Consider the following 26,617-nt stretch of genomic DNA (forward strand, 5'->3'; position numbering starts at 1 on the left):
AAATGCCAAACCATGGAGTTTTTGTATCCGAGCAGGCGACCAGCCTCGGCACTCCTGTGACGGCCGCCTCAGGCATCCCGTTCGTCGTCGGCGTAGCGCCCATCCAGAGCGCGGAATCTCCGGCCGCTCCGGGTACGCCGGTGCTCTGCAACGGTTTCGACGAGGCGCTCGAAAAGCTGGGCTACTCGGACGATTGGGCCAACTATACCCTGTGCGAGTTCATGCACTCGCACTTCAGCCTTTATGGTATGGGGCCGATCATCTTCTGTAACCTGCTCGCGCCCGCGACGATGAAGTCCTCTGTCGCCGCCGCGAATGTGAGCGTCACCAGTCATCAGGCGAAGCTTCCCATCACGGCCATCAATGACGCGACGCTCGTCGTCAAGGCGTCCGGAGGCGCCGGGAGCGCCTATGTCAAGGGAACCGACTACAGCACCTATTACTCAGGGGAATTCCTCGTGGTGGAGCTGGTGTCGGGCAGCGCGCACTATGCGGAGGCGTCTCTCAACATCGCGTACACACAGGTGACGCCCGCCTCCGTCAACGCGGCCGCCGTCGCCGCCGGCCTGGAGAGCATCGAAAAGTGCCTATCGATCTTCGGCGTCGTGCCGGATCTCATCTGCGCCCCCGGTTTCTCCGATGCGCCGGCTGTGGCGGCCGTCATGGCCGTCAAGGCGGCGGGCATCAACGGCATGTTCCGCGCGAAGGCGCTCATTGACATCAGCTCCGCGGCCTCCGGCGGTGCGACGTCTTACACGGCGGCGATGGTCCTCAAGGGAACGAACAATTTTATCGACGAAAACGAAATTGTCTGCTGGCCCATGTTGAAGCTTGGGGAACGGACCTATCATATGAGCACGCAGCTCGCGGGCCTCATAACGAAGGTCGACGCTGGAAACGAGGGCTGCCCCTACGAAAGCCCATCAAACAAAAACTTTCAGTGCGACTCCCTTGTGCTCGCCTCCGGCGAGACCCTGAGCCAGACGAAAGCGCAAGCAGACGCCTTGAACGCCGCGGGCATCGTGACGGCGCTCAATTTCGTGAATGGATGGGCGTGCTGGGGCAACTATACGGGTTGCTATCCCGCCAACAACGATGTAAAGGACTACCTCATCCCGGTCGCCCGGATGTTCGACTGGGTGGGGAATACCTGCATCCGGACATTCTGGAATAAACTTGACAGGCCCATGAACCGGAGGCTTGTCGACACCATTGTAGACGCGACCAATATCTGGTTAAACGGCCTTGTCGGGGGCGGCTACCTCCTTGGGGCGAGGGTGGAATTTCGCGAAGACGAGAACCCGCTTTCGGACCTCATGGCCGGCATCATAAGACTGCACATCTACATGACGCCGCCGTCTCCGGCTCAGGAAGTAGACTTTGTCATCGAATACGACGCCAGCTATGTGGCCGCCGCGCTGCAAGGCTAGAGGGAGGAATAACAGATGCCGAAATTCGACGAACACGTAATCAATCTCGCGGTCTATGAAGATGGTGTCGAGTATGTTGGCCTGGCCAAGGCGACACTGCCCGACCTGACGGCGCTCATCCAGAGCGTGACCGGGGCCGGTATCGCGGGGACTGTCGAGGCCGTTGTACTCGGGCATTATGAGGCCATGACACTGGGGCTCAACTTTCGGACCACCACGGCGCAGGCGATCCGGCTGTCAGAACCGCGGCGCCATACCATTGACCTGCGCACCCCGCAGCAGATCGAAGACACGGTGGCCGGCGCCCTGAAGGTGCAAGACGTCAAACATGTTTTCGTGGTCATTCCGAAAAAAGATTCCGGGGGGACCATCGCGCCCGCATCCCCCACCGACGGCTCCGGCGAGTACGCCGTGCGGTACTGGGCCACATACCTCGACGGCATAAAAAAGCGGGAGATCGACCCGCTCAACTTCATCTGCTATATCAATGGCGTGGACTATCTGGCCCCCGTGCGAGCAGCCCTCGGCAAGTAACAACGCACCCGGGGTGGAGAGATCCGCCCCGGGCCAATGAAAGGAGAATCTTCTATGTATGAGAGCAACCTGAACAACCCCAATGTCGTCGACGCCGTCGACCCGGACGAGCTTTCCGTCGCGGAAAAAGAGGCCGAGAGCAGCACGGGAACCTACACGCACAAATTCCGCATTCCCTACACCTATCAGGGGAAAACGTATACAGAGCTCACGTTCGACTGGGACAGCCTCACCGGGCGGGACGGCCTCGCCGCCGAGACGGAGCTGCAGGCGCTCGGGATTGCGATGATCGTGCCGACGTTCTCGGGGCCCTACCTGATCCGCATAGCCGCGCGGGCCTGCACGAAGACCATCGGGGCCGACGCCTTCGAGTACATGCCCATCACTGACTACAACCGGATCCGGAGCGCCGCGCGCTCTTTTTTATTGGCGTCGGAGTAGTCGGGGGAGACGGAGGCGCCTGGCTCCGGCGGCAATGCCTGGTCATGGCACAGGTGAACAATACACCCGCGTCATACTGGCTGTCTCTGCCTCTTTCACAGCTCGGCGGGTGGATCGAGGACAGCAATTTCATTCAGCAGAAGATCAAAGAGGCCCACGAGAGGATGTAAGGGATTGAAAGGAGGGGGCACACGTGGCGGACGGCAGGAAAGAGTACAACATGATGTTCTTGCTGGGCGCGCAGATGGGAGGCAGTTACACCGCTACGTTCTCAAAAGCGCAGCTGCAGATAATCACACTTCAGAAAGAGATTACAGCACTCTCCAAGACACAGTCCGACATCACGGCGTACCAAAGGCAGCAGACCGCCATTGATTCCGCGGGGAAAAGCCTCGATGTCCTCAAGCAAAAGTACGGAATCACCAAAGCGGAGATTGAGGGCATGGAGAAGGCGAATGAGAAGGTCTCGTCCGCCCTTCAAAGACGGTTGCTCGACGAGGATCTGCGGGTCAAGAAGGCCTCGGATTCCATCGCCATAAAGACTGAAAAGCTCAAGCAAATGGGCGAGGCCCTGCAGAAGGCCGGCATTGACACGGGCAATCTCGCGGCGAAGGAAGCGGAGCTCGGGAAGCAGATTGAGGAAACAAAGCAAAAGCAAGCGGCCGCTGCAGAAGAGGCGGTAAACTTTGGGTCCAAATCTGCGGCGGCCGTCCAGGCCATGTCCCAAGCCCTCGCGGCGGCCGGCATCGCAAAAGCACTCAAGGAAATCTACGATGCCCTCGCCAGCTGCGCCGGCGCCGCGGTGGAGTTTGAGCACGTCATGGCAGGTGTGCGCCGCACCGTAGGCGGAACGGACAAGGAACTCGCCATCATGGCGAAGGAGTTCCGAGAAATGTCAACGGACATCCCCATAACTACATCGGAGATCGGCGCAGTCGCAGAAGGGGCCGGGCAGCTGGGCATCGCGCAGGAGTACGCGGCGGAGTTCACTGAAATTATGAGCATGCTCGGCACTACGACGGACCTGACGGCTGACAACGCGGCGACCATGCTGGCGCAATTCGCTAACATCACAGGGCTCGATCCGAACGACTACGAAAGACTCGGCTCCACCGTCGCGGCCCTCGGCGACGCGACAGCAACCACCGCATCAAAAGTCGTCGATATGTCGCAGGGCCTGGCGGCGTCGGCGAGTATCGCCGGCATGGGCGAGACGGACATACTCGGCATATCGGCGGCGGTCGGCTCCCTCGGCATCGAGGCACAGGCCGGCAGCACGGCTATGTCGACGCTGATCCAGACGCTGTATAAGGCCGTCGAAACCGGTGACGGCCTCAAGGAATTCGCGGAAGTTGCCAATATGACTGCAGATGAGTTCGCGCATGCTTGGGGCGATAACGCAGTCATGGCCATGGACGATTTCATTCAGGGGCTCAACGATACCGAGCGCACCGGACGCAGCGCCATTGTAATACTCGACGAGCTCGGGATCACCAATGTAAGGCAAACTAAAGCGATTCTCGGCCTTGCCGAAGCGGGGGATTTACTCTCAAACACCATCGCGCAGGGCAAGCGCGCGTGGGAGGAAAATGTCGCGCTGCAGGAAAAGGCCGGGATCATGTACGGCACGACACATAGCAAGCTTGTGATGTTGCAGAACGCCTATAATAACCTCAAGATCACGGTCGGTGAGAACTACACCCCGGCACTGCAAGCTCTTTATTCCGTCGCGACGTCCGTGCTGAAGAGTGTGACGAAATCTGTGGAACAAAATCCGGCGTTGGTAAAAGCGGCTACGGCATTTGCCGGGGTGATCGGCCTAGTGACGGGCGCGCTCGCAGCCTATACCGTCGCGGCGAAACTCGCCGCTATCGCCACCGAAGCAATTCCCATTGTCGGCACTATCATGAAGGTCACCGCCGTCGTTGGTGCGCTAGTTGCAGGGATCGTAGCCCTGAATGAGGCGGCCACTGTGCAGCTTGGCGAGATGTGGGAGCTCACAGCAGTATCCCGCGCCCAATACGCCGAGCTGCGGGGGCTCAATGAGGAATATGATCGACTCCAAGAAACACACAAAGAAGCCACTGCCGAAGCTGCTCTACTTAGAGGAAAAATCGAGGACCTGACCGCTGAGTACGAGGCCAGTAGGCAATCCCTCGAAGAGTACGACGCCGCCTATGAAGAGGTGATCGGTGGCCATCGCGACATGATCGCAGCACATGCAGAGGCCGGAAAAGAGATCGACGTAGAGGCACGAAGCACAGTATCATTGATTGATAAACTGGCCGAGCTGAGCGCGACCACCGCCGACGCCACGCGAAATAAGGAGCCGATTCTCGCGATTGTGGACGCACTGAACAAAGCCATTCCAGATCTCGCCCTGTCGTACACAAAGCTCATCTCGACTTCAAGTGGGCTCACCGATTCACTTTATGACGTCGCGAGAGCTCAATCAGAGCAGCTCATGATGGAGGAGAAATGGAGCGCGTATGTCGATCGCGTCGGTAATCGGGACTCTCTCAGGCTGGCGAGAGATACCGCAGAAAACAACGCGAAGATTGCGCAAGAAGAGTACGATATTGCGAAAAAGGCGTATGACGCGGCCTATAGATCCACCAACCAATACGACAAAGGAGGAAGCGCCGCATGGGACGCGATGAGGGCCGACGCGGCGGCGCTCGAAGAGATACAAAGACAACTCGAAAACTCCAACAAAAAGTTCGCCGAGGCACGCGCTGAATATACAATGAACGAAAGGACGCTCATTGAGCTTGAGGGCGCACTCAATGCATATCAGAATGAACAGGAGACAGCGGAGGCCACCCTAAAAGACGTCCGAAATGCCATCACGGGCGTCACCGATGAGGCCGAGAAACTTGCGGAAGCCTACCAGGCGTCATATGACGCCGCATTAAAAAGCGTGCAAGGGCAATACGAGCTGTGGGATAAGGCGGAAAAAATAGTTGCAACGAGCGCAAGGACGATCAATGCCGCGCTTGAAGGCCAGGCCAAATACTGGCAGAGTTACAATGCTGACCTCGCCAAACTGGCCGATCGGAACGTCAGTATCGAAGGCCTCGATGAAATGATTTCTAGCTTTGCCGACGGCTCCAAAGAAAGTGTCAACGCCGTCGCAGGCATGGCAAAGGCCAGCGACAAGGACCTCGCCAAGATGGTAAAAAATTGGCAGGCACTCCAAAAAGAGCAGCAAGAAGTTTCTGGTGCCCTTGCAGAGATGGAGACCGGCTTTACGGGTTCTATAGGCGAGTTGCAGAAGCAACTCGAAGCAGCCATCGACGAGATGAACATGGGCGAAGCGGCGGCTGTAGCGGGGAAAGATACGATCCAGGCTTTTATTGATGCGGCCAAGGATCAGAGTATGTTGGCCGCAGTGGAGGCGGCTTATGGGGGCCTTGCGCGCGCCGCGAACACCGCGCTGTCACAATATATAACGGTGGGCCCGTTGCGGCCGCCGTCTACAGCGCCCGCGGTTACGCCCCGGGCAGGGCAGTCGCCCATAAACGGCTCACATGCCGATGGCCTTGACTATGTGCCCTGGGACGGATACATCGCGCAGCTACACAAGGGTGAGCGCGTGTTGACGGCTGCGGAGGCGGAGTATTACACCCTTGCGCCTCGGCTCATGGCCGCCATGGCCGCTGCGCCTGTCATGGCGGCTGCGCCGGCGGCCATGCCTGCGGCGCTTTCGGCGGATGTCGGCGGGTACGGAGGCGCGCGCATCGAGGTCCGCGCCGAATATAACATCAGCGGGATACAGAACACCGAGCAGATGCAAACCGCTCTGTCTGAGAGCAATGAAAACCTGCGGGAATTGATCCGGGAAGTTATCGAAGACGAGGGGCGCGACGCCGCGCGGAGGCGATATTGATGGCAGGAACATATACGACCATCCAGGGCGACATGTGGGACGGGATTGCTCATACGCAGCTCGGTAGCGCGTTCTACAAGGACAGCCTCATGACCGCAAACCGCAAATATCTCCGGTACTACATCTTTCCGGCCGGCATCACACTCACGCTGCCGGATGAGGGGGAGGAAAGTTCCGCCGATCTGCCGCCCTGGAGGCAGGTGAACGGCTGATGATTGACAAAGACCTCGCGAGGCGCACAAACGTAGAGGTGTATTTCGACGGCGTGAACATCTCGCAGTCGCTCAGAGAATACCTTCTGGCACTCGACTACACGGACAATGAGGAAGGCGAGTCCGACGACTTGCAGATCTCGCTTGAGGACCGTGACGACATCTGGCTGTGCAAATGGCTGGACGCCGCGATCCAAGCCGCCGCGTCCAGTTCCGCCGCCGGGGCTGCGGGGGTGCTGTACAAGGTGACGGCCCAGAGCGGGCTGAATGTCCGAAGCGGGCCGGGCACGAGCCACGCAAAGGTCGGCGCGCTCGCCTACGGTGCGCAGATTGCCGTCGCCGCCATCTCAAACGGGTGGGCGACCATCACGTACAGCGGCAAGACCGCGTATGTCAGCGCGGGTTACCTCATCGCCATCAACACCGGCGCCGGCGGATCTGGCAGCTGGGCGATAGGCGACGCCGTTATCGCCAACGGGCAACCGCAGTATTCAAGTTATGGCGACGGGACACCAGGTGCGAGCGTCGCCAATTACAGCGGCACCGTCACATATTTAAATCTGAAAGGAGGCGCTCCGTATCCGATTCACGTGGGGAAACTGGGGTGGTTTGCGGAGGGTCAAGTCGCGAAAGCTTCGGCCTCCGGGACATCAAACGGTTCGACCCTCAAAGGGATGCGCATACAGGCGTCCTTTGTCCGCGAGAACTGGAACGGCGACGGAAAGGACAATGTCCTCGACTGCGGCCAGTTTGAGCTTGACGACGTAGAGGCATCCGGACCGCCCTCGGTCATTACGATCAAGGGCACATCGCTGCCGTTCAAGGCACAGATACGCCAGACCAAAAAGAACAGAGCGTGGGAATCCTACAAACTCTCCGGCATCGCGAAAGAAATGGCGGCGGTCAATGGCCTGGCCTGCATGTACGAGTCGCCCAGCGACCCCCACTACGATCGCGCGGAACAGATCGCGACGAGTGACATTCAGTTCCTGTCCACACTCTGCCGCAATGCCGGCATTGCCCTGAAAGTCACCAACAATGCCATCGTACTGTTTGACCAAGCCGCCTACGAGGCCAAGCCAGTCAGGCTTACGATCAAACGTGGTGCCGGAGGGTACACCAAGTACAAGCTGGCGACCGGAGAGGCGGACGCACAGTACGCAAGCTGCCGCGTGAGTTACGTCAATCCGTCAACAGGCGCATCAATTGAGGCGACCGCCTATGCGGCGGGTTATGACCCCGACGATAAGAACAATCAACGTCTTGAGATCTCGGCACGTGTCAGAAGCATTGCCGAAGCGCAGACGTTGGCTGAAAAGCGCCTGCGCCTGCGGAACAAATTTGAAAAATCTGCGACATTCACAATCCCTGGGAACCCGAACATTATGGCCGGCTTCACAGTCATGCTCGAAGGATGGGGCGCCTGGAGCGGAAAGTACATCGTGAGCCAAACGAGACATTCCGTGGGCGGAAGCGGATATGCGACGCAAATCCGGCTGCGGCCGACAGCGGGGGTGCGCTGATGGATGAAAATTTCGCGCGCATCGGTATCGTCAGTGCTGTCGACAACGCAAACAGAAAAGCCCGCGTGATATTCCGGGATAAGGGCATGACATCCGGGTGGCTCTATGTGCTGCAACATCCGGGAGCAAATGTGCATGTCAAGGGCAGCGGAGACCATACGCATATGATCTCCGACACCTATTCAGGCAGCGGCTCGGCCAGCACGGATGGTGCTCACGATCACGTGGCCACTGTAACCGGGTGGATGCCGGCATTGAATACTGTTGTGCTTGTGCTCTACCTGCCCGTTTTCGGCGGAGACGGCTTCATACTGGGGGCGATATAATGGCACAGGTCGGATGCCTGGGAGACGTCGTATTTCAAGTCTCCGACAAGGCGGTTGAAACGATCAGCAATGTGCAGTGGTCAGGGTCCGCACGGTATGGCACCCATCAGCGCCACTTGAAAGATGCTCTGACGGAATTTGTAGGCCTTGATCCGGATACCATATCGTTTGACATGGTACTGTCCGTCTTCCTCGGCGTCGACCCGATGACAGAACTCACAAAGATATGGCAATACGAACGCACGGGCAAAGCCGTCCCGATGGCCATCGGGGACAAGGGATATGGGAAATACCGCTGGGTCATCGAAAAGCATAAGATTAAACTGCAAACGTTCGACAGGTACGGCAATTTGACCAGCGCGACTGCTTCTATCTCCCTGCTCGAATACCTGAAATAGCGAGGTGGCGTGGCGTTATGAACTACAGGGTAAGCGCAAAAGACCCCAGGGAAATCACCCTGAACGAAAGCGATCCTGTGGCCTCCGTGCTGCAAAATATAGCGATCATCCTTAAAACGCGGAAACACTCCGTCCCGTTGTATCGGGACTTCGGACTATCCGGGCAATTTATCGACAAGCCGATCCACATCGCAAAGCCGATGCTGATCGCAGAGCTTACGGAAGCGATAGCGGAATATGAACCGCGGGCGACGGTAGTAAGAGTGACACTCGAAGAGTCTCAAAACATACCCGGAAAGCTGGTCGTAACGGTGGAGGTGGAAATAGGGGATGAGTAGAAATCCGGAATATCAACTCGTGAGAACGGATACGGAGGAACTCGCGTCAAAACTCATTGCCGCCTACGAAATAATCACAAAGACCACCGTACGACCGGCGAGCCCGGAAAGACTGTTCATCCTGTGGATTGCGGATGCCTTCTCGCAGGAGCGGGCTCTCGGCAACTATATGATCAATCAAAACCTTCCAAGCAGAGCGGATGGGGCTAATCTTGACGCGCTTGGCGAACAGCTTTACAACAGAACGCGGCCAGCGGCACAGGCGGCCTTTTGTACTATACGTTTTTACGTATCGGCGCCCCAGACAACGGCGATATTGGTTCCAACAGGCACACGAGTAACGGATCCGGAGAGAGCTCTGATTTGGGCGACAACCAAAGACGCCTATATAACGATCGGCAGCCTGTACGCGGATGTGATGGTTCAGTGCCAAACTGCCGGATTGGCCGGCAACGACTACATGGTCGGTCAAATCAATACCGCTATCGACGTATTTGATTTCTTCGAACGTTGTGAAAATATAACTGCGAGCGACGGAGGCGCCAACGAGAGTTCGGACGATGAATACTATGAGACTATGCGCGCCAGTCAAGATTCTTATAGTGACGCGGGGGCCAGGGGTGCGTACATCTACTTTGCAAAACAGGTGTCAACAGAAATCGTGGATGTGGTTGCCAATTCTCCAAGCCCTGGGCAAGTAAACATCTATGTCCTTATGAAGGGTGACGAAATCGCCGGCGCTGAAATCAAAAATGCAGTCCTCGCCGCCTGCAACGATGATTTTGTGCGACCGCTGACAGACTACGTCGTTGTGGATGACCCGGAGGTGGTTGTCTACAACGTTGACATCACTTACTACATACCGCGCAACGCGTCACTCAGCGCCGCAGAAGTCGAAGCGGCGGTGAATGCGGCTGTGGCATCGTACATCACATGGCAAGGCGCCAAGCTTGGACGAGATATTAATCCATCATACCTGCTCGGTTTACTCATGCAGACCGGCATCAAACGGGCAGAGGTTGCCTATCCAGTCTTTGTGACATTACGAGATGGCAGCGACGATCCCGAATCGATGCGAGAGGGGGATGACGGAACAATTCCGCAGGTAGCATTCGCCGGAGATGTCACCATCACGAACGGGGGCTATGAGGATGACTGAGCATGGCATCACCGTCAAAAATCTGCTGCGCACTCTGCCTGAAGTGCTTCGTGACGATGAAAAAATGCTGGCCCTTGGCCGCGTTATTGCCGAAGAACTGACAGTGCGTGCAAGTGAGATTGACAGGTTGAAGATTTATAGCAGAATCGACGAGCTTCCAGAGGACTTGCTTGATATACTCGCTTATGACTTCAAGGTCGATTGGTATGGATACAACTATGACCTCGAAACGAAGCGGGCACTGATCAAGGACAGCTTCAATGTCCATCGCCACCTTGGGACACGGGGCGCTGTGGAAAAAGCGTTGTCCAACGTCTACGTGGATGCCAAGATTGAAGAATGGCATGAGTACGGCGGCGATCCATATTATTTCCGCGTGTTGCTCGACGTGACCAACCAGCGCGCAGCGATAACTCATTCCGACGCGGCAAGGTCGCTGAACATCTATAAGTCCCTGCGCTCTCACCTGCAATATAACGCAATCATATACTACAGCCGCATCTATATCGGGATACGCATGGTCTATGGGTATGTGATCTACGCGACCCGGGTGTGCGGGACATTTCCCATTCGAGCAACACAGGGAGGCGTTGAGTCCGGAGGAATAGGTATAAGCGCTGGAGGAAATGGAGTTTCATACAGTGTTCGCTTCTGCGGCGCTGTTCCTGGCAGCATTTAAAGGAGGAGATTTGACATGCTCGACGCCGCGGCATTCATAGATCTGCGCGGATACCTTAAACGCCGGATTACCCGCGCAAGATACCGCGTTGGCTCTGCTTATTACTCGACCGACCTGACCGACATTACGATTCTCTCCAACGGCACCGTCCGGGCACAACTTTCCATCATCCCGGGTGGCACAGTTACAGTCAACAGAGTTGAGCTGCTCAACAGCGAGAGCAGCCTGTGGGCGCATCAGGATGTGAACATTATGATTTCGACAGGACAGACGGGCATCTTATTCTGGTTCGACTTTACCATCACAGAAGAGGCGGGATAATCATGTATAACTGGACGAGCTGGTTAGATCACGTGACACTGCCAGCGAATTGCTTCAAGATTACGGACAATGGCGACGGGACGGCTACTATCACGCCTGCCGGCACCGTAATGCAGCAAGGCACATCACAGGATCAGGCGCACTTCAACAACATCGAGGCCGGCGTTATAGATGCCCATGCCGCCGTGCAGCTCTTGAGCAATGCTGTTCGGCAGAACACATGGGCGATCGAAATAGGCCGGATCACACTGACGAACACCGAAATTTTTCCTTTCAACAACAGCCAAAAGACCATAAGCCTGTCGGGCGTCAATGGTAGTGACTCTTACATTGTGCTTACCAGGGTGACGGCCTTCAGGGGCAATGTGGGAGAAATCGAGGTTTCCGATCGACTCCGCAACGGCTTCAAGGTCGCGTTCACAGGTTCCGGCGCATCTGCAACCGTGGAATATACTGTAATGGGAGGATATCTAAAGTGATTGTAATTGAGAGAAATACCGGCAAGAAAATCCCTTGTTCAATCAGCGGTACGAAGATCACCTTCGACGATGATCTTTCGATCAACCTGGCAAAACGTGAGCAGGATTGGCCCGTTCACATCGACATCTACCATGACGTAGATAAGGAACTTGTTACCGGCGTTGCTGTTGGGTGCGCCTATCTTGCCCAAATCGACATACCGAAGCGACAGTATGCCGAGACCACCGAGGGATCGGACGGCGAGGCCGTCGCGCACTTGGTGCCTGTCCCGCTGGACATAGATGCCGTCACATTGACTCTTTGGTCTGTTGAATAGGAGGGTGTAAAAAATGCCGAACTTTGATCTTTCAGCTCTTGCGCTCGCGGCCGTCTGTCCCGGCAATGAAATTCTGTATGACGACAAGGGCATGCCCTCTGTCATGGTCAAAATCCCGAAGCAGACATACGCTCAACTTGGAATCGGTTCATCCACAGCGACGCATCCGGCATTCATCATTAATGGCACAGAGGTAGATGCGATTTGGATTTCCAAGTATCAAAACATCGCCAAGAACGGCCGTGCCTATTCTCTTCCGGGCCAAGATCCGCAGGCAAGCATTAATTTCGATACTGCCAACAACTATTGTAACGCAAAGGGCGTCGGTTGGCATCTCATGACTCGCGCCGAGATTGCAATGATCGCGCTCTGGTGCAAGAAGAACGGCTTTCTCCCATACGGAAATAACAACTATGGCAAAGATAGCCGCGAGTCCAACTACAAAGCGATTCCGACATCTTACGATGCCGAAAGAACGGCTCGCGTTGCAACCGGTACCGGCCCGCTGACGTGGAGCCATGACAAAAGCCCGTCTGGCATCTGGGATCTCAACGGAAACGTGTGGGAGTGGAGTGGCGGCATTCGCCTTGTTTACGGAGAGTTGCAGATACTCGCAAACAACAACGCTGCGGACAACGCCCATTCCCAGCTTGCCGCCAGCACGGAATGGAGAGCAATCAAGGGCTCGGACGGCAGCTATCTGATACCAGATGGCTCTGGCACAACCGCAGGGAGCATAAAACTCGACTATGTGAGCCCGTCGTGGAAGTGGGTCGCGGGCACACTCGGCAGTAAGGTTGACGAATCGCGCACCTATACACTTGAAAGCACCGCCTACGACAGCAATGCGATCGGTGCCGATGCACTCCTGATGCTCCAGCTGCTTGGGCTCGTTAAGTACGATTCGACGTCTGGCGCCTATGAGGGTGACTGCATCTACGCGAACAACGGCGCCGCAGAGCGGTCTTTCTACTCCGGTGGCGGCTGGACCTCCTCGGCCAATGCCGGGGTCTTCGCTCTGAGCGGCGGCAGTCCGCGCACGGACGTCGGCGCGCACATCGGCTTCCGCTCCGCTTTTGTCGTACTGCCACCTGCGTAACTGCGTTCTGACGGCTCCGCGATAGCGGAGCCGTCGACGTAAAATTTCCAGATAACACATTCTGTTATTTTCTCACAAAATGGTGTCTTCTATGACATTGCCATGTAAGATGGACTAGAAGAAAACGGAAATGGGGTGACTATAATGTGGCTGAAGAGCTAAAAATCCTCCAAAAGATCTTCGACATGATGGAGTATGGTTACGGCGCACTCTCCCAGTACCCCAAGGCGGAAAAGTTTGCGCTTGCCACCGATATGAAGCACAGCATGGACACAATACTTGAGCGGGCCATAGAGGCGCAGAAGAAGTACTACAAGAAGACTACTCTGCAAGAGTTTGATGTCGAAGTAGCGAAGTTAAAAGCATACTTACGACTCTCCAAAAATCTCGGATTCCTTCCTATGAAAAAATATGAAATATGGTCTGAAAAGGTAGTCGAAATCGGCAAAATGTTAGGTGGGTGGCTGAAATCCGTCAACAGCCAAAAGCCTACATGACATAGGGAACAGGTCACTGCGGTCTTTCTACTCCGGTGGCAACTGGAACTCCTCGGCCAATGCCGGGGTCTTCGCTCTGAACGGCAACAATCCGCGCACGAACGTCGGCACGAACATCGGCTTCCGCTCCGCTTTGCCTCCACGTCAGATATTGCAAACTCAAGGGTTTGCCTTCAGTACAGAGGTGATAAAGGGGCCTGTTTCCTCAACTCGCCCGATGAGGCGGGGAGAAAAATAAGCAGCCACGTATACCGCCGCCACTCCGACGCAATTACATCCGGCGCTGTAAAGCGTGGCCCTTGAGGGAGATACGGCGAAATGGAGAAGCACCGGCATATTTTTGAACGTTTTGCAACGTTCGACAATTTGTACGACGGATATCTTCTTGCCCGCAGAAATAAGCGGTACAAGAATGAAGTGCTGACCTATTTCGCCAACCTTGAGGAAAATCTCATTGATGCTGTGAATCGACTGCGTTGGAAAGAGTACACCGTTGGTCGAATGCATGAATTTTATGAATATTTCCCGAAGCCGCGGATCATCGTCGCGCTGCCATTTGAAGATCGTGTTATTAACTGCGGCGCTTACAATGTTTTGTGGCCGATTTATTCCCGCTCATTCTATGAGCACAGTTATGGCAGCATAAGGCATCGCGGCCCTATACGGGCGGCGGCTCAGCTTCAATCCTGGATGCGGCTCGTGGGGCATAAATCTAGACAGTGGTGGATCGGAAAGGCCGATATAGCAAAATTCTTCTTTCGCCTTCCTATCGACGTGCAACTTCAGGCCTTGGGTCGACCGCTTGACGATCCGGACATGATGTGGTTTTTAGAAACAGCGATTCGGGCTGACGGGCGGCCTATGGGGTTGCCTGCTGATTGTGCTGATGTCACCGAAGCCGAGCGTATTATGGGCATCGGTATGCAAGTTGGCTCGTTGATCTCGCAAATGACAGCCAACGTGGTGCTGACACCGCTCGACCACTATATGAAACGTGTAATCCGTGTGCCATTTTATATACGCTATATGGACGATATGATTCTTGTGGCCCCATCCAAATATCAAGTATGGGATGCGCTCAATGCGATGGACGAGTACCTTCGGGAAAATCTCGGGCTACAACTCAATAAGAAAACGGCGGTTATGCCTTATGACGCCGGAGTCGAATTTGTTGGTCGACGGATCTGGCCCGGGAAAATTGAGCTCCGCCGGAGCACGACCTTGAAGATGAAGCACCACCTCAAATACATCATGGACCATTACGCTACCGGCGAACTCACCTTGGAGTATGCGCGAAGTGTGATAGCCGGCTACCTTGGCCTTATGAAGCATTGCAACTGCAATGCCTTGCGCGACAAAATACTTGAGGGCTTTGTCCTCATCCGGAGATCTCAGTGACCAAAGCCGCAAAGCGGCCTTGCGCAAGCAGGGCTGTTTTTTTTGTGGGCAGTCGCAAGGAGGGAAGAAAGTGGAATTGACATGGCAGACAATAGCCGCAGTCGCAGGCGCTGTGGTGCTGCTCTATAATGCGGCGAAGGTCTTGTACTCGCTTGCTATGCCAATAGTCACAACAAAGCGCAATAGCGACGCGGCAGCAAAGGAATTGCCAGAAATCAGCGTGGAAGTTGAAAATCTGTCGGAGTCGATCAAGGCTGTCGGCGAAAAGCTCGACAAGGATTATCAGCGAATAACTGATCTCCAAAAAGGCAATGAGGCATTATGTCGGGCCGTCATCGCGCTTCTTGAGCACGGCGCAGACAGCAACCACAAGGGGCAACTCTCAGAGGCGAAGAAGGGCATCATTGATTATTTGAGCAGTAGAAAAGTTGTAGGCTAAGAGCGAAAGGAGATCACAATGAATATCCAAACGCTGATTCTCACGAAAAACGACTGTTACAAAGCAGGGAAGAAAATTGCGATCAAGGGGCTCGTGGTACACAGCACCGGGGCGAACAATCCCAATTTGAAACGATATGTCGGCCCGGACGACGGCCGGCTGGGCGTCAATACGAACGGGAACCACTGGAACCAGCCGACCCCGGACGGGCGGCAGGTCTGTGTGCACGCCTTTATAGGCAAGCTTGCGAATGGTACTGTGGCGACATATCAAACGCTGCCGTGGGATATGCGCGGATGGCACGGCGGGAAGGGCGCGAAGGGAAGTGTCAATGATACGCATATTGGATTTGAGATCTGTGAGGACGGATTGACTGATGCGGCCTACTTTGCCGCAGTCTACAAAGAGGCGATTGAGCTCTGCGCATATCTCTGTAAGACTTATAGCCTAAATCCAACCGCTGACGGCGTAATCATCGGCCACTACGAGGGTTATGCGTGCGGAGTCGCGTCTAACCACGGAGACCCGAAAATATGGTTTGTGAAGCATGGCAAGAGCATGGACACCTTCCGCGCCGACGTCAAAGCGGCGATGACCACGCCAAGCAAACCCACCACATCACCTATCGAGCAGGCACTTGACGCGCTTGTAAAAGCCAAAATCATATCGAATGCAGCACACTGGCGGGAGGCTCAGAAGGCGGGCAAAAGCCCGTACATCGCAGATCTTCTGGTGAAAGTTGCGGACTATGTCGCAACGCATAAGTGAGGGGCCGGTATATGATCAAGAAATCACTGCCGGCGAGCAAAACAAAAAGACGAACACAGCTCTTTGTGGACGCGCTCATCGTGCTATGTCTTGTGATGTGTGCATACATCACAATGTCTGTCATCTCTGAATATCAGAGACTCGATGCGGTTCTGGGCGCAGGGGAGATCGCTGCTCTTCTCGCCGTGTGGGGCGGAGAGTTGCTCTTGATCGTAGTACGCCAGGTACTGGGAAGTGATATCACAAAGAATAAGGCCGAAAATGAGGAGGATGAACAACCGTGAACTTGCTTATCTTTTTAGTGGAAAACTGGGACAGCATGCTTGTTGTCTTGGTTGCCCTCATTGCCGTCGCTGCCATTGTCGTGAGAAAACAGTGGGGGCTGATTGACAAACTGCTGTTTGGCCTGGTGACGTGGGCGGAGCGCGAGTATGGCTCAGGCACAGGTGCTCTGAAACTCACCGAAGTTATACAGCGCATATATCCACATATCCCGATGATCATCAAAATATTTTTAAGCGAGAAACGCCTTGAAGAAATTATCGACGCCACGCTGGAGAAGGCGAAAGAGGCTTGGCGGAAGAATCCGCGACTGATCGACACTGCGACAAAGTAAGATAAACACAAAAGGCCTCCTCAAATCCCGCATAGGATTGAGGAGGCCTTTTTGTGCTTCTATGCGTAAACCTGATGCAGACTGCCGTCTCTCCAAAGCCATGTCATGCGCCTTGTACTTCCATCCAAAATCTCTTTTGAAAGCCGCAAAGTCAATCATTTTCACGTCCTCCTTGATAATTTTCAGGCTTTGTGTTAATCTTGAAGGGCGGGGGATGTAAGGTTCCCCCACCCTTCGGGACTTGGTTCGCGGTCTGCTGTTGGAAGTGGGGCCGCGAACCTTTTACTTTTTGTTGAGGGCTTCTATCCTCTCAACCGCTTCCGCTATGCTTTCGCACTTGCGAAGGATTTCGAGAATTTTCAGCCGCTCGGCCTCGCGGGCTAACCGTTCGACCAGCTCGCCATCCGTGATGCCCATTCACCTCACTCCTTTCGATACCGAGGATGCCTCCTCGTCCTTACAAGTACAGTATACACGAAAGTGTAAACGTTGTCAAGCATAATATAAATATTTTTGAAAATATTTTTCACGTACTCATTGACAACATGTGTGAAAAAATGTATGCTATTGTGGGGGAGGTGATAAGGTGGATGTCAAGAAGAAAATCAAGATGGCATTGGCCTGCGCCGGCATCAGCGAGGCAGAATTAGCACGTCGTCTCGGCGTGAGCGCGTCCGCATTTAACCAGAGGCTTCAACGCGGAAAACTGACTCCAGAAGACCTGTCGAATGTCGCCGATGCGTTGGGCGCTGAATTTATCTGCCGCTTCCGCTTCCCGGATGGGACAGAAATATAAAGCGCCCGGGCTTTCGTCCAGGCGCTTAGAGAGTACGGCTTGCTGCCTATGTGCCACGGCCTTTCCATTTGGCCCGTGGTATTGTCGGACGGCTCTCATCCCGGACCAGCAGATCCGAGATGTCACAGTCCAGCACGCCACAGATCAGGTCGAGGTGTTCAAGATTGACTCGCTCGGCAATTTCATGATATAGCTCATTGATGGTGGACGGCCTGATACCAGTCTTGCGCGCCAGATCTGCTTGCGTCCACCTCCGCTCGCCAAGCCGGGTGGACAATAAAATTTTAATCATAGCCATACTCCTTTCGTCAGATTCTAGCAAACATTGTAGAACCATGTTGGAGTATGGTAAATTATCTCAAGTAACGTTATAAAATAACAACAGCCACTGATAGGGGATAAATCCCCAGACAGAGGCTGTTGTTATTTCTGCCCGATGAAAGGACAAACCAAAATGAACACGTTACCGACCATGTAAAAGGCCGCTCCCGTGTTCGCCTGGCGCGCTTTTGGTGGAGATGAGGGGATTCGAACCCCTGACCTTACGGATGCGAACCGTACGCTCTCCCAACTGAGCTACACCCCCATGGACGCGGGTCCGACGCTGGGCAGGACCAAAGGCACAGACGCGCGAGCTGGCCACGAAGGACACCTTCCTAAGTATAGCAGATTTTTTTGTTTTGTAAAGATGCAATCGCAGAAATTTTGCAGGCGCCTCAAACCAAGAAAATGTAAAAATATGGAAACATCCAGAGGCGCGAACACGCCCCGACGAGGACCGGGGACCGGTGGGAGACATGTTGTGGGTAAATTTTGTGCTCTGAGCTCTCTTGATTGGTAAAAATCGATAACAACAAGAGGAAATATCGGCGAAAAGATTTGCAAAGGGGGGCTAAATGCGGTATACTGAAAGATATATTTTCCGCGGTCCGGTGGCCGTGGGGCTTCTCCTGCGCCAGGCCCGGCTGGGAGACAGAAATTTGGGCGGCCCCCGCCGTGTGCGGGTGTGGGGCCGCGATGGGGTTAGGATTGATGATATGGCGGAGACAATGATGTTGGGCAATCAGGCGGTGGCGCGCGGACTCTGGGAGGCTGGATGCCGGTTTGTGTCCAGTTATCCTGGTACGCCGAGTACCGAGATCACCGAGTACGTTTCGGAATATCCGGAAGTTTACGCCGAGTGGGCGCCGAATGAGAAGGTGGCGGTCGAAGCAGCCGTTGGGGCCAGTGTCGCCGGCGCGCGCGCCTTCTCCGGCATGAAGCATGTGGGCCTCAACGTCGCGGCCGACCCTATCTTCACAGCCGCTTATACCGGTGTGTCCGCCGGACTGGTTGTCGCGGTGGCCGACGATCAGGGGATGCACTCGTCGCAAAACGAGCAGGACAGCCGTCATTACGCCCGCGCCGCGAAGCTGCCGATGTTGGAGCCCTCCGACTCGGCCGAGTGCCTGGACTTTGCCCGGCGGGCTTTTGACCTCTCGGAGGCGCATGATACGCCGGTGCTGCTGCGGCTCTCTACCCGCGTTTCTCACTCACAAAGCAGGGTGACGCCGTCCGAACGGCAGGAGAGAGAGAGGCGGCCGTATCAGAAGGATGCGGGCAAGTACGTCATGGTGCCCGCCGCCGCCCGCGTGCGGCATGCCGCGGTCGAGACACGGCTGACGGCGCTGACCGAGGTGGCCGAGACAAGTGCCTTCAACACCGTGGAGCGGCATGACAAACGAATCGGCGTGGTCGCGGCCGGCATCGCCTATCAGACCGCCCGTGAAGCGCTGGGAGAGAAAGCCTCTTATTTTAAATTGGGGATGATCTGGCCCCTGCCCGAGGCGAGTCTGCGCGCATTTGCCGCCGAGGTGGATACACTCTTCGTCATCGAGGAACTCGACGATTTCATCGAGACGCACTGCCGCAAGCTGGGTCTCGCTGTGCAGGGGAAAGCGTTGTTTTCCCCGCTGGGAGAATACACGGCCGAGCAGGTGCGCGCCGTCATATTGGGGACGGAGGCGCCCGCGCAGACACCGGCGGCCATACCCGGCCGTCCTCCGGTGCTGTGCCCCGGCTGCCCGCACAGAGGGCTCTTCCATGTGCTCCATAAGATGAAACTCACGGTCACCGGGGACATCGGCTGTTACACGCTGGGCGCGTCGCCGCCGCTTTCCGCGATCGACCTTTGTATCTGTATGGGCGCGTCGGTGTCCTCCCTGCACGGTTTCGTCCAGGTCAGACCGGAGATGGCCGGGCAGACGGTGGCGGTCATCGGGGACTCGACGTTCTTCCACTCCGGCATCACGGGGCTCATCAACATGGTCTACAACAAGAGTCACGGCACGGTGTTGATTTTGGACAACGCGATCACCGGTATGACGGGTCACCAGCAGAACCCGGCCACCGGTCTCACGTTGCAGGGCGTGCCGACGCATAAGCTAGACATCGAGGCGCTGTGCCGTGCCGTGGGCGTGGGGCGCGTACGCGTGCTGGATCCCCACGATCTGGCGGAGATGGAGGCGGCTCTGCGAGAGGAACTGGCGGCGCCGGAGCCCTCGGTCATCGTGGCCCGTCGGCCCTGCGTGCTGCTGCCGTATGTCAAGAGAGAGACGCCGCTGGCCATCGATGGGCCGAACTGCCGGGGTTGCCGGGCCTGCATGAACATCGGATGCCCGGCCATCCGCACCGATGGACGGGTCATGACCATCGACCGTTCGCTCTGCGTCGGCTGCGGACTCTGCGCCCGCCTGTGCCGGTTCGGCGCGATACATCCGGAGGGGGAACAGAAAGCATGAAGAATCTTTTGATTGCCGGTGTCGGCGGACAGGGATCCCTGCTGGCCAGCCGGATTTTGGGCGCCGTCTATCTGTCCGTGGGGATGGACGTCAAAGTCAGCGAGGTGCATGGCATGAGCCAGCGCGGCGGCAGCGTCATCACCTATGTGCGCGCCGGGGACAAGGTAGCTTCCCCGCTTATTCCGGAGGGCGAGACCGAGCTGCTTATCGCGCTGGAGCAGCTTGAGGCGTTGCGCTGGATGAGTCACGTGCGCCCCGGCGGCGCCGTGGTCATGAGCACGCAGATCATCCTGCCGATGCCGGTTATCACCGGGCAGACCGCATACCCGGAGAACATCGCGGATGCGGTGTGCGGGTGTGGATTGCAGACATATGTGGTGCAGGCGCACGACATAGCGGTCGGACTTAGCGACACCCGCGTGTCCAATGTGGTGTTGCTCGGCGCCGCCTCACGGCTTGTTGGCTTTGCGCCCGAGGTGTGGGACGATGCGCTCAGGGTCGCAGTGAAACCGAGGTTCCTGGAGATCAACCGGCAGGCTTTTGCCTTGGGGCGGGCCGCTCTGGAGGCGGAGGGTTGAGCGAGATGCTCCCAATGTTGGCCGCCGAGGCCGAGGCTGAGATCTCCGCCCGTTTTGCGGCCTTTGCGCGCACGGCGCACGAGAATACGCGCCGTGTGCTGGCCGTACTGGCCGCCCACCGCGTGTCCGACGGACATTTTGGCGGTACGACAGGGTATGGCTATGACGACGCCGGGCGCGCCGTGCTGGACGCCGTCTACGCCGACCTGATGGGCGCCGAAGATGCGTTGGTGCGCATCCAGTTTGTCAGCGGCACTCACGCCATCGCCTGCGCGCTCTTCGCCGCGTTGCGTCCGGGCGACGTGCTGGTGTCAGCCACGGGGCTGCCCTACGACACGCTGCACGGCGTCATTGGACTGCACGGGACAGGCATGGGGTCGCTGCGCGACTATGGCGTCGGTTTTTGCAGCGTGGCGCTGACATCGGAGGGCACGCCCGACCGGGACGCGCTCAAACAGGCCGTGCAGGACCCGGCGGTGCGCGCCGTGCTGGTCCAGCGCTCGCGCGGATACGAGGCCAGGCGCGCGCTGTCGATCGCGGACGTAGAAACGCTTGTACGCCTGGTAAAGGAGGAAAACCCGACGGCGGCTGTCGTCGTCGACAATTGTTATGGGGAATTTATCGAGACGCGGGAGCCCTGCGCCGTAGGCGCCGATCTTGTAGCCGGCTCGTTGATCAAAAATCCCGGCGGCGGGTTGGCGCTCACCGGCGGCTATGTGGCGGGCCGGCGCGGGTTGGTCGAGCGGGCGGCCGCCAGGCTGACGGCGCCCGGCATCGGCCGGGCCTGCGGCGCGACGCTGGGACAGAATCGCGCGCTCTTTCAGGGCTTGTTTCAGGCGCCGCATGCGGTGTCGCAGGCGTTGATGACCGCCGCGTTTTGTGCCGCGCTGATGGAGAAACTCGGCTGTGAGGCCGACCCGGGGCCCTGCGCACCGCGCGGCGACATCATTCAAATGATTCGCTTCGGGGCTCCGGAGCCGCTGCTGCGTTTCTGCCGGGGCATTCAGGCCGGCGCGCCGGTGGACAGCTTCGCCGTGCCGGAGCCGTGGGCGATGCCCGGATATGGCTGCCCGGTCGTCATGGCGGCGGGGACCTTTGTGCAGGGGGCGTCCCTCGAACTCTCGTGTGACGCGCCCATGCGGCCGCCCTTCGACGCCTATCTCCAGGGGGGCCTCACCTATGAGGCGGGCCGAGCGGGTGTGCTGACCGCCGCCGCGGCGCTGTTGGAGGGGACGACGTGATCATTTTGGGCATAGATCCGGGCCTTGCCACCGTGGGATTCGGTTTGATCGAGGCGGAGCGGGGACGGCTGCGGCATCTGCGCCACGGTGTGGTGACGACGCCGGCCGGCGTGCCGCTGCCGCGGCGGCTGCTCTCGATCGCGGAGGATGTGGAGGCGCTGCTGTCTGCCTTTCACCCGGAGGCCGTGGCCGTGGAGGAATTGTTTTTCAGCAAAAATGTGACCACCGGGTTGGCGGTGGCCCACGGTCGCGGCGTGATCTTGGCCGCTGTCGCCCGGTCCGGGCTCTCGGTGGCCGAGTACAAGCCCATGCAGGTAAAACAGGCGGTGGTGGGTTACGGCGCCGCCGACAAGCGTCAGGTGATGGAGATGACCCGGCAGCTGTTGGGGCTTTCGTCCGTGCCCAGACCGGACGACGCCGCCGACGCCCTAGCCGTCGCCATCTGCCACGCCGGCACGGCCGCCTCGCTGTTGGGGCGCGTGCCGCCGGGGTGATGTCATCGGCTGCTGCGCGGCCTGAAACCCTTACAAAATGCCCACAACATCTTGTAGAAACCACAAGATGTTGTGGGCATTTTGGGGTTTTGGCGATGTCGGGATCCACACGGGATTCAGTCCGTCACAGCGAGTAGAGCTCGTCGTTTTGGACGACTTGAATTCCGTTTTTTAACAGTATTGTTTGGGCGCGTTCGTTGTCTTCCACGCGGAAAATCACGTAGGCGTTGCCCTGTTGCCTCGCGATGAAGGCGTACGCGTACTCGACGCTGATCCCCTCCGCCGCCAAGACGCTCAGCGCCTGGGCGAGACTGCCCGGTTTGTCCGCGACGGACACCGCGAGCACAGGCGTCACCGAGACGACGCACTGCGCGGCTTTGAGTACATCCAGCGCCCGCGCCGGTTCGCTGACGATGAGTCGCAAGATGCCGAAATCCATTGTGTCGGCGATGGACATGGCGCGCAGGTCAATGCCGGCGGCGCCCAGTGTCTGCGTCACCTCCGCCAGCCGTCCGGGGCTGTTTTCCACAAAAATGGAAATCTGATCGATTGCCATCTGTCTTCCCCCTCGTTGTTGTAAAATTTGAGACCCGAGTGTTTTAGATCTTTCGCTTATCAATGACGCGGACGGCCTTGCCCTCGCTGCGGGCGATGGTGCGCGGTGCGACCAGCGTCACCTTCGGGGAGATGCCCAGCATGGCGCGCAGCGAGGCAAGCAGTTCCTCCTCCCGGGTGGCGATCTGTTTGATCGTGTCGGAGAACATCTCCGGGGTCATCTCCACTTGGACTTCGAAGGTGTCCGTATAGTTTACCCTGTCGACAATGATCTGGTAATTCGCCGGGAACCCGGCGCCGAGCAGCACCGTCTCAATCTGAGACGGGAAGACATTGACGCCTCTGATGATCAGCATATCGTCGCTGCGACCCATCGGTTTCGACATCTTGATGAGCGTTCGGCCGCAGGAACATGCCTTGCGGCTCAGCACGCAGATGTCCCGCGTCCGGTAGCGCAGCAACGGAAAAGCCGTCTTGCTGATACAACTGAAGACGAGCTCGCCCTTGGAGCCCTCCGGCAGGATCTCGCCCGTGTCGGGGTCGACGACCTCCGCGAGGAAGTGATCCTCGTTGACGTGCATCCCCGTCTGTTCCTCGCACTCAAACGACACGCCCGGCCCCGAGATCTCCGTCAGTCCATAGATGTCGTAGGCGCGGATGCCCAGTTTTTCCTCGATATCGCGGCGCATCTCTTCGCTCCAGGCCTCCGCGCCGAAGATGCCGGCCTTCAGTTTGATCTCGCTCCGCCGATCCTGCGCGGTGATTGTCTCTGCCAGATATGCGGCATAGGAGGGCGTACAGCACAGGATTGTTGAGCCGAGGTCGCACATAAACTGGATCTGCCGGTCCGTGTTGCCGGAGGACATGGGCAACGTCAGCGACCCCACCTTGTGGGAACCGCCGTTCAGACCCGGGCCGCCCGTGAACAGGCCGTAGCCGTAAGAGACGTGCACCACATCGTCCTTTGTTCCGCCGGCCGCAATGATGGCCCTGGCGCAGCAATCGTCCCAGAGGTTGATGTCGTCCTGGGTGTAAAACGCCACCACACGCCGGCCCGTCGTCCCGCTTGTAGATTGGATCCGCACGCAGTCGTGCAGCGGTACGGCGAGTAAGCCGTAGGGGTAAGCGTCTCTCAGGTCGTCCTTTGTGAGAAAGGGCAGCTTGGGCAGGTCGTCCACCGAACGGATGTCGTCCGGTCCGACGCCTTTCTTGTCCATCAGATCCCTGTAGTAGGCGACGTTTTGATAAACGTGCCTGACTGTACGCACCAGTCTCTCCGACTGAAGGGCCTGCAGTGTGTCCCGGGGCGCGCATTCCATCTCCTGCTGATAATATTTCACCGTTCCCCCGCCTTTTTTGAAGATTTACATGAACCGTCATTCTGCTGAAATCCGCGAAATCGTTGTCCGCGAAGCATCACAGCAGTATGAACAGAATTATCGCACATGTGGCGGGGGAGTGTCAAGCGATTTTGACGGAAAACCGCGAAAAGCCCAAGAAGAAGACGAAAAATTTCTCGACGCGGCATCCGACAGGGGGCGTGAGGGCGCCCGAACGCTAAAAAACCCCGGCCAAGGCCGAGGTTCGGCGGAGGGCGCGGGGATTTATTTCTCGTCCTCCGCCGTCGGCATCTGGCGGACGGGCAGACTGCCCGGGGCATGAATGAAGCGACTGACAAGCTGTGATTTTTTGGAGGCCCCCGCCTTGCTCAGAATGTTCTTGATGTGGAATTTGATCGTGTTGATCGATACATAGAGAATGTCGGCCATCTGCTGGTTGGAGTAGCCTCCCAGAATGAGCTCGTATACTTTTTTCTCTGTCATTGTGAGCTGAGCAAAGAGCACATCCTGGTTCAACGTGTGGACGACGGGGGAGGGCGCGGACACCGGCGCCTCCGCGGTCCGATCCGGCGGTGAGACGTCCGGCGTTTCGGAGACGATGTGCAGGTGCGGCGTCTCCGGCGCGGGCGATTGGGCCGGTTCTTCGTCCGTCTGCGCCGCCTTGGGCCTGTGCGCCGCCAACACGAGGAAACTCAGCAGCGGGAACATGACCGCGAGGGTGGCGACGTCCGCCTGCCGGGACGTGAGATGGGAAGCAAGCCATGAGACCAGCCCCGGACGGCAGAACAGCCAGACGGACAGAAAAAGGACCAGAAAACAAAGCCCCAGCGTGAACTTTCGGTTGGGTGCCGCCGACGCATGGTATAGGCGGAACACAAATAAGAGACATAGACTGCCGAACGCGCAGAGGAAGAGGAGGGCGGATGCGTAGGGTGCATAGGGGGTTTCCGGTGGTGTGAACAGGAGCACGGTTCCGGCCGACAGCCCGGAGAGCGCGACGGCGCCCAGCAGCCATCGGCGTGCCTCGGGCAGCAGAAACAGTAGCGCCGCCATCACGGCGCCCAGCAGAGCGGGGACGGCGATCTCATAAGGCGCTCTCGCGTCCCGGAGCGCGGTGTGAAAATACAGCCGTATACCAAGGAAGACATCCGCCGCGCAGAGTAAAAACGCACCGGCGCAACAGACCCGCAAGCTGGCGCGGCGCGGCGGCGCTACGTCGAGGGAAGGGAAACTCTCGCTGACGTGTTCCTGTTCGGCTGTCAGATGAGAGCACAGCAGGCCGGTGGTCAGCAACAGGCAGGCACACAGTAGCCGCAGCAGGCTGTGGGTGTTGAAGATGTCCGCTAGGGCCCAGCCGGCGCTCAAAAAAAGACCGCTGAATCCCCCAAAAAAGCAAAACACACGGCCCGCCGAATCCGCATTGGGTACGTGCGCCGTCAGCGGCAGGGTCAGAAAAGACACGAACAGTGAAGAGAGCAGGACGAACGCCAAATTGACAGGGAGTGGCCAGACCCTAAATGTGAGCAAAAGTGTCACAATGAGCAGGCTGGCGCCGGCTTGCAGGCGTCGGCGGAACTGCGTCTTTTGGGAGGTAAAGCGCTCCACGGCAAAGGCGCACGAAAAGCCGCCCAGAATGATCAGCGCGCCGATCAAACCGGAAAGTCCGGAATCCTGCAACCCGTCACCGGCTTCCAATGCACAGGGCAGAACGAGAGGGAACCAGAGCAGGAACTGAGAGATTCCCAAACCCAGCAAAAGGTCGCGGCGCAAACGCCCTTTCGTGTTCTCCGGCATGCATGCATCTCCTCATCTGCGGATTCCGGCGAGTTCCTACCCGTTTACCATCCATTTGTGAAAGGGGTGGTTTTTTGCTATCTATAAAAACCTATGAAAAAAACAAAATCTGCCGCAAAAGGTAGTTGCGAAACTGATGAAATCGCGGTAGAATAAGTATATAGTGAAGTAGGCAC

Annotated in this window: 31 protein-coding genes and 1 tRNA gene; 26 read left to right on the plus strand and 6 right to left on the minus strand. The window is 57.3% G+C overall.

From position 1 onward, the window contains the following. Nucleotides 1–2 precede the first annotated feature (2 nt). The 21 genes from LBK75_08680 (at nt 3) to LBK75_08780 (ending at nt 16,863) form a co-directional block, all read left to right on the plus strand. Nucleotides 3–1,430 (plus strand): phage tail protein, encoded by a 1,428-nt coding sequence (locus LBK75_08680; GenBank protein ID MDR1158357.1) that lies wholly within the window; start codon nt 3–5, stop codon nt 1,428–1,430. Nucleotides 1,431–1,445: 15 nt separating this feature from the next. Continuing rightward, nucleotides 1,446–1,964 (plus strand): phage major tail tube protein, encoded by a 519-nt coding sequence (locus LBK75_08685; GenBank protein ID MDR1158358.1) that lies wholly within the window; start codon nt 1,446–1,448, stop codon nt 1,962–1,964. Nucleotides 1,965–2,018: 54 nt separating this feature from the next. Continuing rightward, nucleotides 2,019–2,405, plus strand: a complete 387-nt coding sequence (locus LBK75_08690; protein ID MDR1158359.1) for a phage tail assembly protein — start codon at nt 2,019–2,021, stop codon at nt 2,403–2,405. A 193-nt stretch (nt 2,406–2,598) separates the two neighbouring features. Further along, a complete protein-coding gene (locus LBK75_08695) occupies nt 2,599–6,294 on the plus strand; it encodes a phage tail tape measure protein (GenBank protein MDR1158360.1) in 3,696 nt (1,231 codons plus the stop codon). Next, nucleotides 6,294–6,506: a phage tail protein gene (locus LBK75_08700; protein ID MDR1158361.1), complete on the plus strand. Its 213-nt coding sequence runs from the start codon at nt 6,294–6,296 to the stop codon at nt 6,504–6,506. Before LBK75_08695 ends, LBK75_08700 begins: the two co-directional genes overlap by 1 nt. Next, nucleotides 6,506–8,029: an SH3 domain-containing protein gene (locus LBK75_08705; GenBank protein ID MDR1158362.1), complete on the plus strand. Its 1,524-nt coding sequence runs from the start codon at nt 6,506–6,508 to the stop codon at nt 8,027–8,029. Before LBK75_08700 ends, LBK75_08705 begins: the two co-directional genes overlap by 1 nt. Next, nucleotides 8,029–8,355 carry a hypothetical protein gene (locus tag LBK75_08710; GenBank protein MDR1158363.1) on the plus strand — a complete coding sequence of 109 codons (327 nt, stop codon included), beginning with the start codon at nt 8,029–8,031 and terminating at the stop codon, nt 8,353–8,355. Before LBK75_08705 ends, LBK75_08710 begins: the two co-directional genes overlap by 1 nt. After that, a complete protein-coding gene (locus tag LBK75_08715; GenBank protein ID MDR1158364.1) occupies nt 8,355–8,753 on the plus strand; it encodes a phage tail protein in 399 nt (132 codons plus the stop codon). The genes LBK75_08710 and LBK75_08715 overlap by 1 nt, the downstream gene beginning before the upstream one ends. Before the next feature lie 17 nt (nt 8,754–8,770). Further along, nucleotides 8,771–9,091 carry a GPW/gp25 family protein gene (locus LBK75_08720; GenBank protein MDR1158365.1) on the plus strand — a complete coding sequence of 107 codons (321 nt, stop codon included), beginning with the start codon at nt 8,771–8,773 and terminating at the stop codon, nt 9,089–9,091. Continuing rightward, a complete protein-coding gene (locus tag LBK75_08725; GenBank protein MDR1158366.1) occupies nt 9,084–10,250 on the plus strand; it encodes a baseplate J/gp47 family protein in 1,167 nt (388 codons plus the stop codon). The genes LBK75_08720 and LBK75_08725 overlap by 8 nt, the downstream gene beginning before the upstream one ends. Further along, nucleotides 10,243–10,929: a phage tail protein I gene (locus LBK75_08730; GenBank protein MDR1158367.1), complete on the plus strand. Its 687-nt coding sequence runs from the start codon at nt 10,243–10,245 to the stop codon at nt 10,927–10,929. The genes LBK75_08725 and LBK75_08730 overlap by 8 nt, the downstream gene beginning before the upstream one ends. Nucleotides 10,930–10,944: 15 nt before the next feature. Then, nucleotides 10,945–11,250 (plus strand): hypothetical protein, encoded by a 306-nt coding sequence (locus LBK75_08735; protein MDR1158368.1) that lies wholly within the window; start codon nt 10,945–10,947, stop codon nt 11,248–11,250. A gap of 2 nt (nt 11,251–11,252) precedes the next feature. Beyond that, nucleotides 11,253–11,729, plus strand: coding sequence for a hypothetical protein (locus LBK75_08740; protein MDR1158369.1), 477 nt, complete (start codon nt 11,253–11,255; stop codon nt 11,727–11,729). Beyond that, nucleotides 11,726–12,046: a hypothetical protein gene (locus tag LBK75_08745; GenBank protein MDR1158370.1), complete on the plus strand. Its 321-nt coding sequence runs from the start codon at nt 11,726–11,728 to the stop codon at nt 12,044–12,046. The genes LBK75_08740 and LBK75_08745 overlap by 4 nt, the downstream gene beginning before the upstream one ends. A 13-nt stretch (nt 12,047–12,059) precedes the next feature. Next, nucleotides 12,060–13,145: a formylglycine-generating enzyme family protein gene (locus LBK75_08750; protein MDR1158371.1), complete on the plus strand. Its 1,086-nt coding sequence runs from the start codon at nt 12,060–12,062 to the stop codon at nt 13,143–13,145. 146 nt (nt 13,146–13,291) lie between these two features. Next, a complete protein-coding gene (avd, locus tag LBK75_08755; protein ID MDR1158372.1) occupies nt 13,292–13,642 on the plus strand; it encodes a diversity-generating retroelement protein Avd in 351 nt (116 codons plus the stop codon). 318 nt (nt 13,643–13,960) lie between these two features. Further along, entirely contained in the window at nt 13,961–15,040 is a 1,080-nt protein-coding gene (locus LBK75_08760; protein ID MDR1158373.1) for an RNA-directed DNA polymerase, read from the plus strand. A gap of 70 nt (nt 15,041–15,110) precedes the next feature. Beyond that, on the plus strand, nt 15,111–15,479 hold the full coding sequence (locus tag LBK75_08765; GenBank protein MDR1158374.1) for a hypothetical protein: 369 nt from the start codon (nt 15,111–15,113) through the stop codon (nt 15,477–15,479). An 18-nt stretch (nt 15,480–15,497) separates the two neighbouring features. Beyond that, nucleotides 15,498–16,247, plus strand: coding sequence for a peptidoglycan recognition protein family protein (locus LBK75_08770; GenBank protein MDR1158375.1), 750 nt, complete (start codon nt 15,498–15,500; stop codon nt 16,245–16,247). Between the two features lie 11 nt (nt 16,248–16,258). After that, the gene (locus LBK75_08775; GenBank protein MDR1158376.1) at nt 16,259–16,531 is read left to right on the plus strand and encodes a hypothetical protein; all 273 of its coding nucleotides are present in this window, start codon (nt 16,259–16,261) and stop codon (nt 16,529–16,531) included. Next, nucleotides 16,528–16,863, plus strand: coding sequence for a hypothetical protein (locus LBK75_08780; GenBank protein ID MDR1158377.1), 336 nt, complete (start codon nt 16,528–16,530; stop codon nt 16,861–16,863). Before LBK75_08775 ends, LBK75_08780 begins: the two co-directional genes overlap by 4 nt. 282 nt (nt 16,864–17,145) lie before the next feature. On the opposite strand, the gene LBK75_08785 is transcribed toward LBK75_08780, so the two are convergent. Continuing rightward, nucleotides 17,146–17,280 (minus strand): protein phosphatase, encoded by a 135-nt coding sequence (locus tag LBK75_08785; protein ID MDR1158378.1) that lies wholly within the window; start codon nt 17,278–17,280, stop codon nt 17,146–17,148. A gap of 169 nt (nt 17,281–17,449) precedes the next feature. Here LBK75_08785 and LBK75_08790 point away from each other — a divergent pair, with 169 nt between their 5' ends. After that, the gene (locus LBK75_08790) at nt 17,450–17,659 is read left to right on the plus strand and encodes a helix-turn-helix domain-containing protein (protein MDR1158379.1); all 210 of its coding nucleotides are present in this window, start codon (nt 17,450–17,452) and stop codon (nt 17,657–17,659) included. Nucleotides 17,660–17,705: 46 nt separating this feature from the next. Here the strand turns inward: LBK75_08790 and LBK75_08795 are convergent, their stop codons facing one another. Both LBK75_08795 and LBK75_08800 read right to left on the minus strand, forming a co-directional pair. Then, nucleotides 17,706–17,951: a helix-turn-helix transcriptional regulator gene (locus LBK75_08795; protein MDR1158380.1), complete on the minus strand. Its 246-nt coding sequence runs from the start codon at nt 17,949–17,951 to the stop codon at nt 17,706–17,708. 218 nt (nt 17,952–18,169) lie between these two features. Further along, nucleotides 18,170–18,245 (minus strand) — tRNA-Ala (locus tag LBK75_08800). A 451-nt stretch (nt 18,246–18,696) separates the two neighbouring features. On the opposite strand from LBK75_08800, the gene iorA reads away from it, so the two are divergent. The 4 genes from iorA to ruvC are packed head-to-tail and all read left to right on the plus strand — an operon-like array spanning nt 18,697 to nt 22,752. Next, the gene (gene iorA / locus LBK75_08805; protein ID MDR1158381.1) at nt 18,697–20,439 is read left to right on the plus strand and encodes an indolepyruvate ferredoxin oxidoreductase subunit alpha; all 1,743 of its coding nucleotides are present in this window, start codon (nt 18,697–18,699) and stop codon (nt 20,437–20,439) included. After that, the gene (locus tag LBK75_08810) at nt 20,436–21,017 is read left to right on the plus strand and encodes an indolepyruvate oxidoreductase subunit beta (protein ID MDR1158382.1); all 582 of its coding nucleotides are present in this window, start codon (nt 20,436–20,438) and stop codon (nt 21,015–21,017) included. Before iorA ends, LBK75_08810 begins: the two co-directional genes overlap by 4 nt. Before the next feature lie 5 nt (nt 21,018–21,022). Beyond that, nucleotides 21,023–22,258 carry a methionine gamma-lyase family protein gene (locus LBK75_08815; GenBank protein MDR1158383.1) on the plus strand — a complete coding sequence of 412 codons (1,236 nt, stop codon included), beginning with the start codon at nt 21,023–21,025 and terminating at the stop codon, nt 22,256–22,258. Next, nucleotides 22,255–22,752 carry a crossover junction endodeoxyribonuclease RuvC gene (gene ruvC / locus LBK75_08820; GenBank protein ID MDR1158384.1) on the plus strand — a complete coding sequence of 166 codons (498 nt, stop codon included), beginning with the start codon at nt 22,255–22,257 and terminating at the stop codon, nt 22,750–22,752. Before LBK75_08815 ends, ruvC begins: the two co-directional genes overlap by 4 nt. Nucleotides 22,753–22,876: 124 nt before the next feature. Here the strand turns inward: ruvC and LBK75_08825 are convergent, their stop codons facing one another. From LBK75_08825 to LBK75_08835, 3 genes are all read right to left on the minus strand, one after another. Further along, nucleotides 22,877–23,308: an ACT domain-containing protein gene (locus tag LBK75_08825; protein ID MDR1158385.1), complete on the minus strand. Its 432-nt coding sequence runs from the start codon at nt 23,306–23,308 to the stop codon at nt 22,877–22,879. A 43-nt stretch (nt 23,309–23,351) separates the two neighbouring features. Further along, nucleotides 23,352–24,626, minus strand: a complete 1,275-nt coding sequence (locus tag LBK75_08830) for a phenylacetate--CoA ligase (protein ID MDR1158386.1) — start codon at nt 24,624–24,626, stop codon at nt 23,352–23,354. 285 nt (nt 24,627–24,911) lie between these two features. Continuing rightward, nucleotides 24,912–26,441 carry a helix-turn-helix transcriptional regulator gene (locus LBK75_08835; protein MDR1158387.1) on the minus strand — a complete coding sequence of 510 codons (1,530 nt, stop codon included), beginning with the start codon at nt 26,439–26,441 and terminating at the stop codon, nt 24,912–24,914. Nucleotides 26,442–26,617: the final 176 nt, after the last annotated feature.

Source organism: Oscillospiraceae bacterium, assembly GCA_031265355.1.
Classification (GTDB): domain Bacteria; phylum Bacillota; class Clostridia; order Oscillospirales; family UBA929; genus JAIRTA01.

Excerpts from the sequence above, each read along its gene's own strand:
- LBK75_08680 (MDR1158357.1), top strand. The coding sequence starts at position 3 with ATGCCAAACCATGGAGTTTTTGTATCCGAGCAGGCGACCAGCCTCGGC.
- LBK75_08685 (MDR1158358.1), top strand. The coding sequence starts at position 1,446 with ATGCCGAAATTCGACGAACACGTAATCAATCTCGCGGTCTATGAAGAT.
- LBK75_08690 (MDR1158359.1), top strand. The coding sequence starts at position 2,019 with ATGTATGAGAGCAACCTGAACAACCCCAATGTCGTCGACGCCGTCGAC.
- LBK75_08700 (MDR1158361.1), top strand. The coding sequence starts at position 6,294 with ATGGCAGGAACATATACGACCATCCAGGGCGACATGTGGGACGGGATT.
- LBK75_08705 (MDR1158362.1), top strand. The coding sequence starts at position 6,506 with ATGATTGACAAAGACCTCGCGAGGCGCACAAACGTAGAGGTGTATTTC.
- LBK75_08710 (MDR1158363.1), top strand. The coding sequence starts at position 8,029 with ATGGATGAAAATTTCGCGCGCATCGGTATCGTCAGTGCTGTCGACAAC.
- LBK75_08715 (MDR1158364.1), top strand. The coding sequence starts at position 8,355 with ATGGCACAGGTCGGATGCCTGGGAGACGTCGTATTTCAAGTCTCCGAC.
- LBK75_08720 (MDR1158365.1), top strand. The coding sequence starts at position 8,771 with ATGAACTACAGGGTAAGCGCAAAAGACCCCAGGGAAATCACCCTGAAC.
- LBK75_08725 (MDR1158366.1), top strand. The coding sequence starts at position 9,084 with ATGAGTAGAAATCCGGAATATCAACTCGTGAGAACGGATACGGAGGAA.
- LBK75_08730 (MDR1158367.1), top strand. The coding sequence starts at position 10,243 with ATGACTGAGCATGGCATCACCGTCAAAAATCTGCTGCGCACTCTGCCT.
- LBK75_08735 (MDR1158368.1), top strand. The coding sequence starts at position 10,945 with ATGCTCGACGCCGCGGCATTCATAGATCTGCGCGGATACCTTAAACGC.
- LBK75_08740 (MDR1158369.1), top strand. The coding sequence starts at position 11,253 with ATGTATAACTGGACGAGCTGGTTAGATCACGTGACACTGCCAGCGAAT.
- LBK75_08750 (MDR1158371.1), top strand. The coding sequence starts at position 12,060 with ATGCCGAACTTTGATCTTTCAGCTCTTGCGCTCGCGGCCGTCTGTCCC.
- LBK75_08760 (MDR1158373.1), top strand. The coding sequence starts at position 13,961 with ATGGAGAAGCACCGGCATATTTTTGAACGTTTTGCAACGTTCGACAAT.
- LBK75_08770 (MDR1158375.1), top strand. The coding sequence starts at position 15,498 with ATGAATATCCAAACGCTGATTCTCACGAAAAACGACTGTTACAAAGCA.
- LBK75_08775 (MDR1158376.1), top strand. The coding sequence starts at position 16,259 with ATGATCAAGAAATCACTGCCGGCGAGCAAAACAAAAAGACGAACACAG.
- LBK75_08785 (MDR1158378.1), bottom strand. The coding sequence starts at position 17,280 with ATGGGCATCACGGATGGCGAGCTGGTCGAACGGTTAGCCCGCGAGGCC.
- LBK75_08795 (MDR1158380.1), bottom strand. The coding sequence starts at position 17,951 with ATGATTAAAATTTTATTGTCCACCCGGCTTGGCGAGCGGAGGTGGACG.
- iorA (MDR1158381.1), top strand. The coding sequence starts at position 18,697 with ATGGCGGAGACAATGATGTTGGGCAATCAGGCGGTGGCGCGCGGACTC.
- LBK75_08810 (MDR1158382.1), top strand. The coding sequence starts at position 20,436 with ATGAAGAATCTTTTGATTGCCGGTGTCGGCGGACAGGGATCCCTGCTG.
- LBK75_08815 (MDR1158383.1), top strand. The coding sequence starts at position 21,023 with ATGCTCCCAATGTTGGCCGCCGAGGCCGAGGCTGAGATCTCCGCCCGT.
- LBK75_08825 (MDR1158385.1), bottom strand. The coding sequence starts at position 23,308 with ATGGCAATCGATCAGATTTCCATTTTTGTGGAAAACAGCCCCGGACGG.
- LBK75_08830 (MDR1158386.1), bottom strand. The coding sequence starts at position 24,626 with ATGGAATGCGCGCCCCGGGACACACTGCAGGCCCTTCAGTCGGAGAGA.
- LBK75_08835 (MDR1158387.1), bottom strand. The coding sequence starts at position 26,441 with ATGCCGGAGAACACGAAAGGGCGTTTGCGCCGCGACCTTTTGCTGGGT.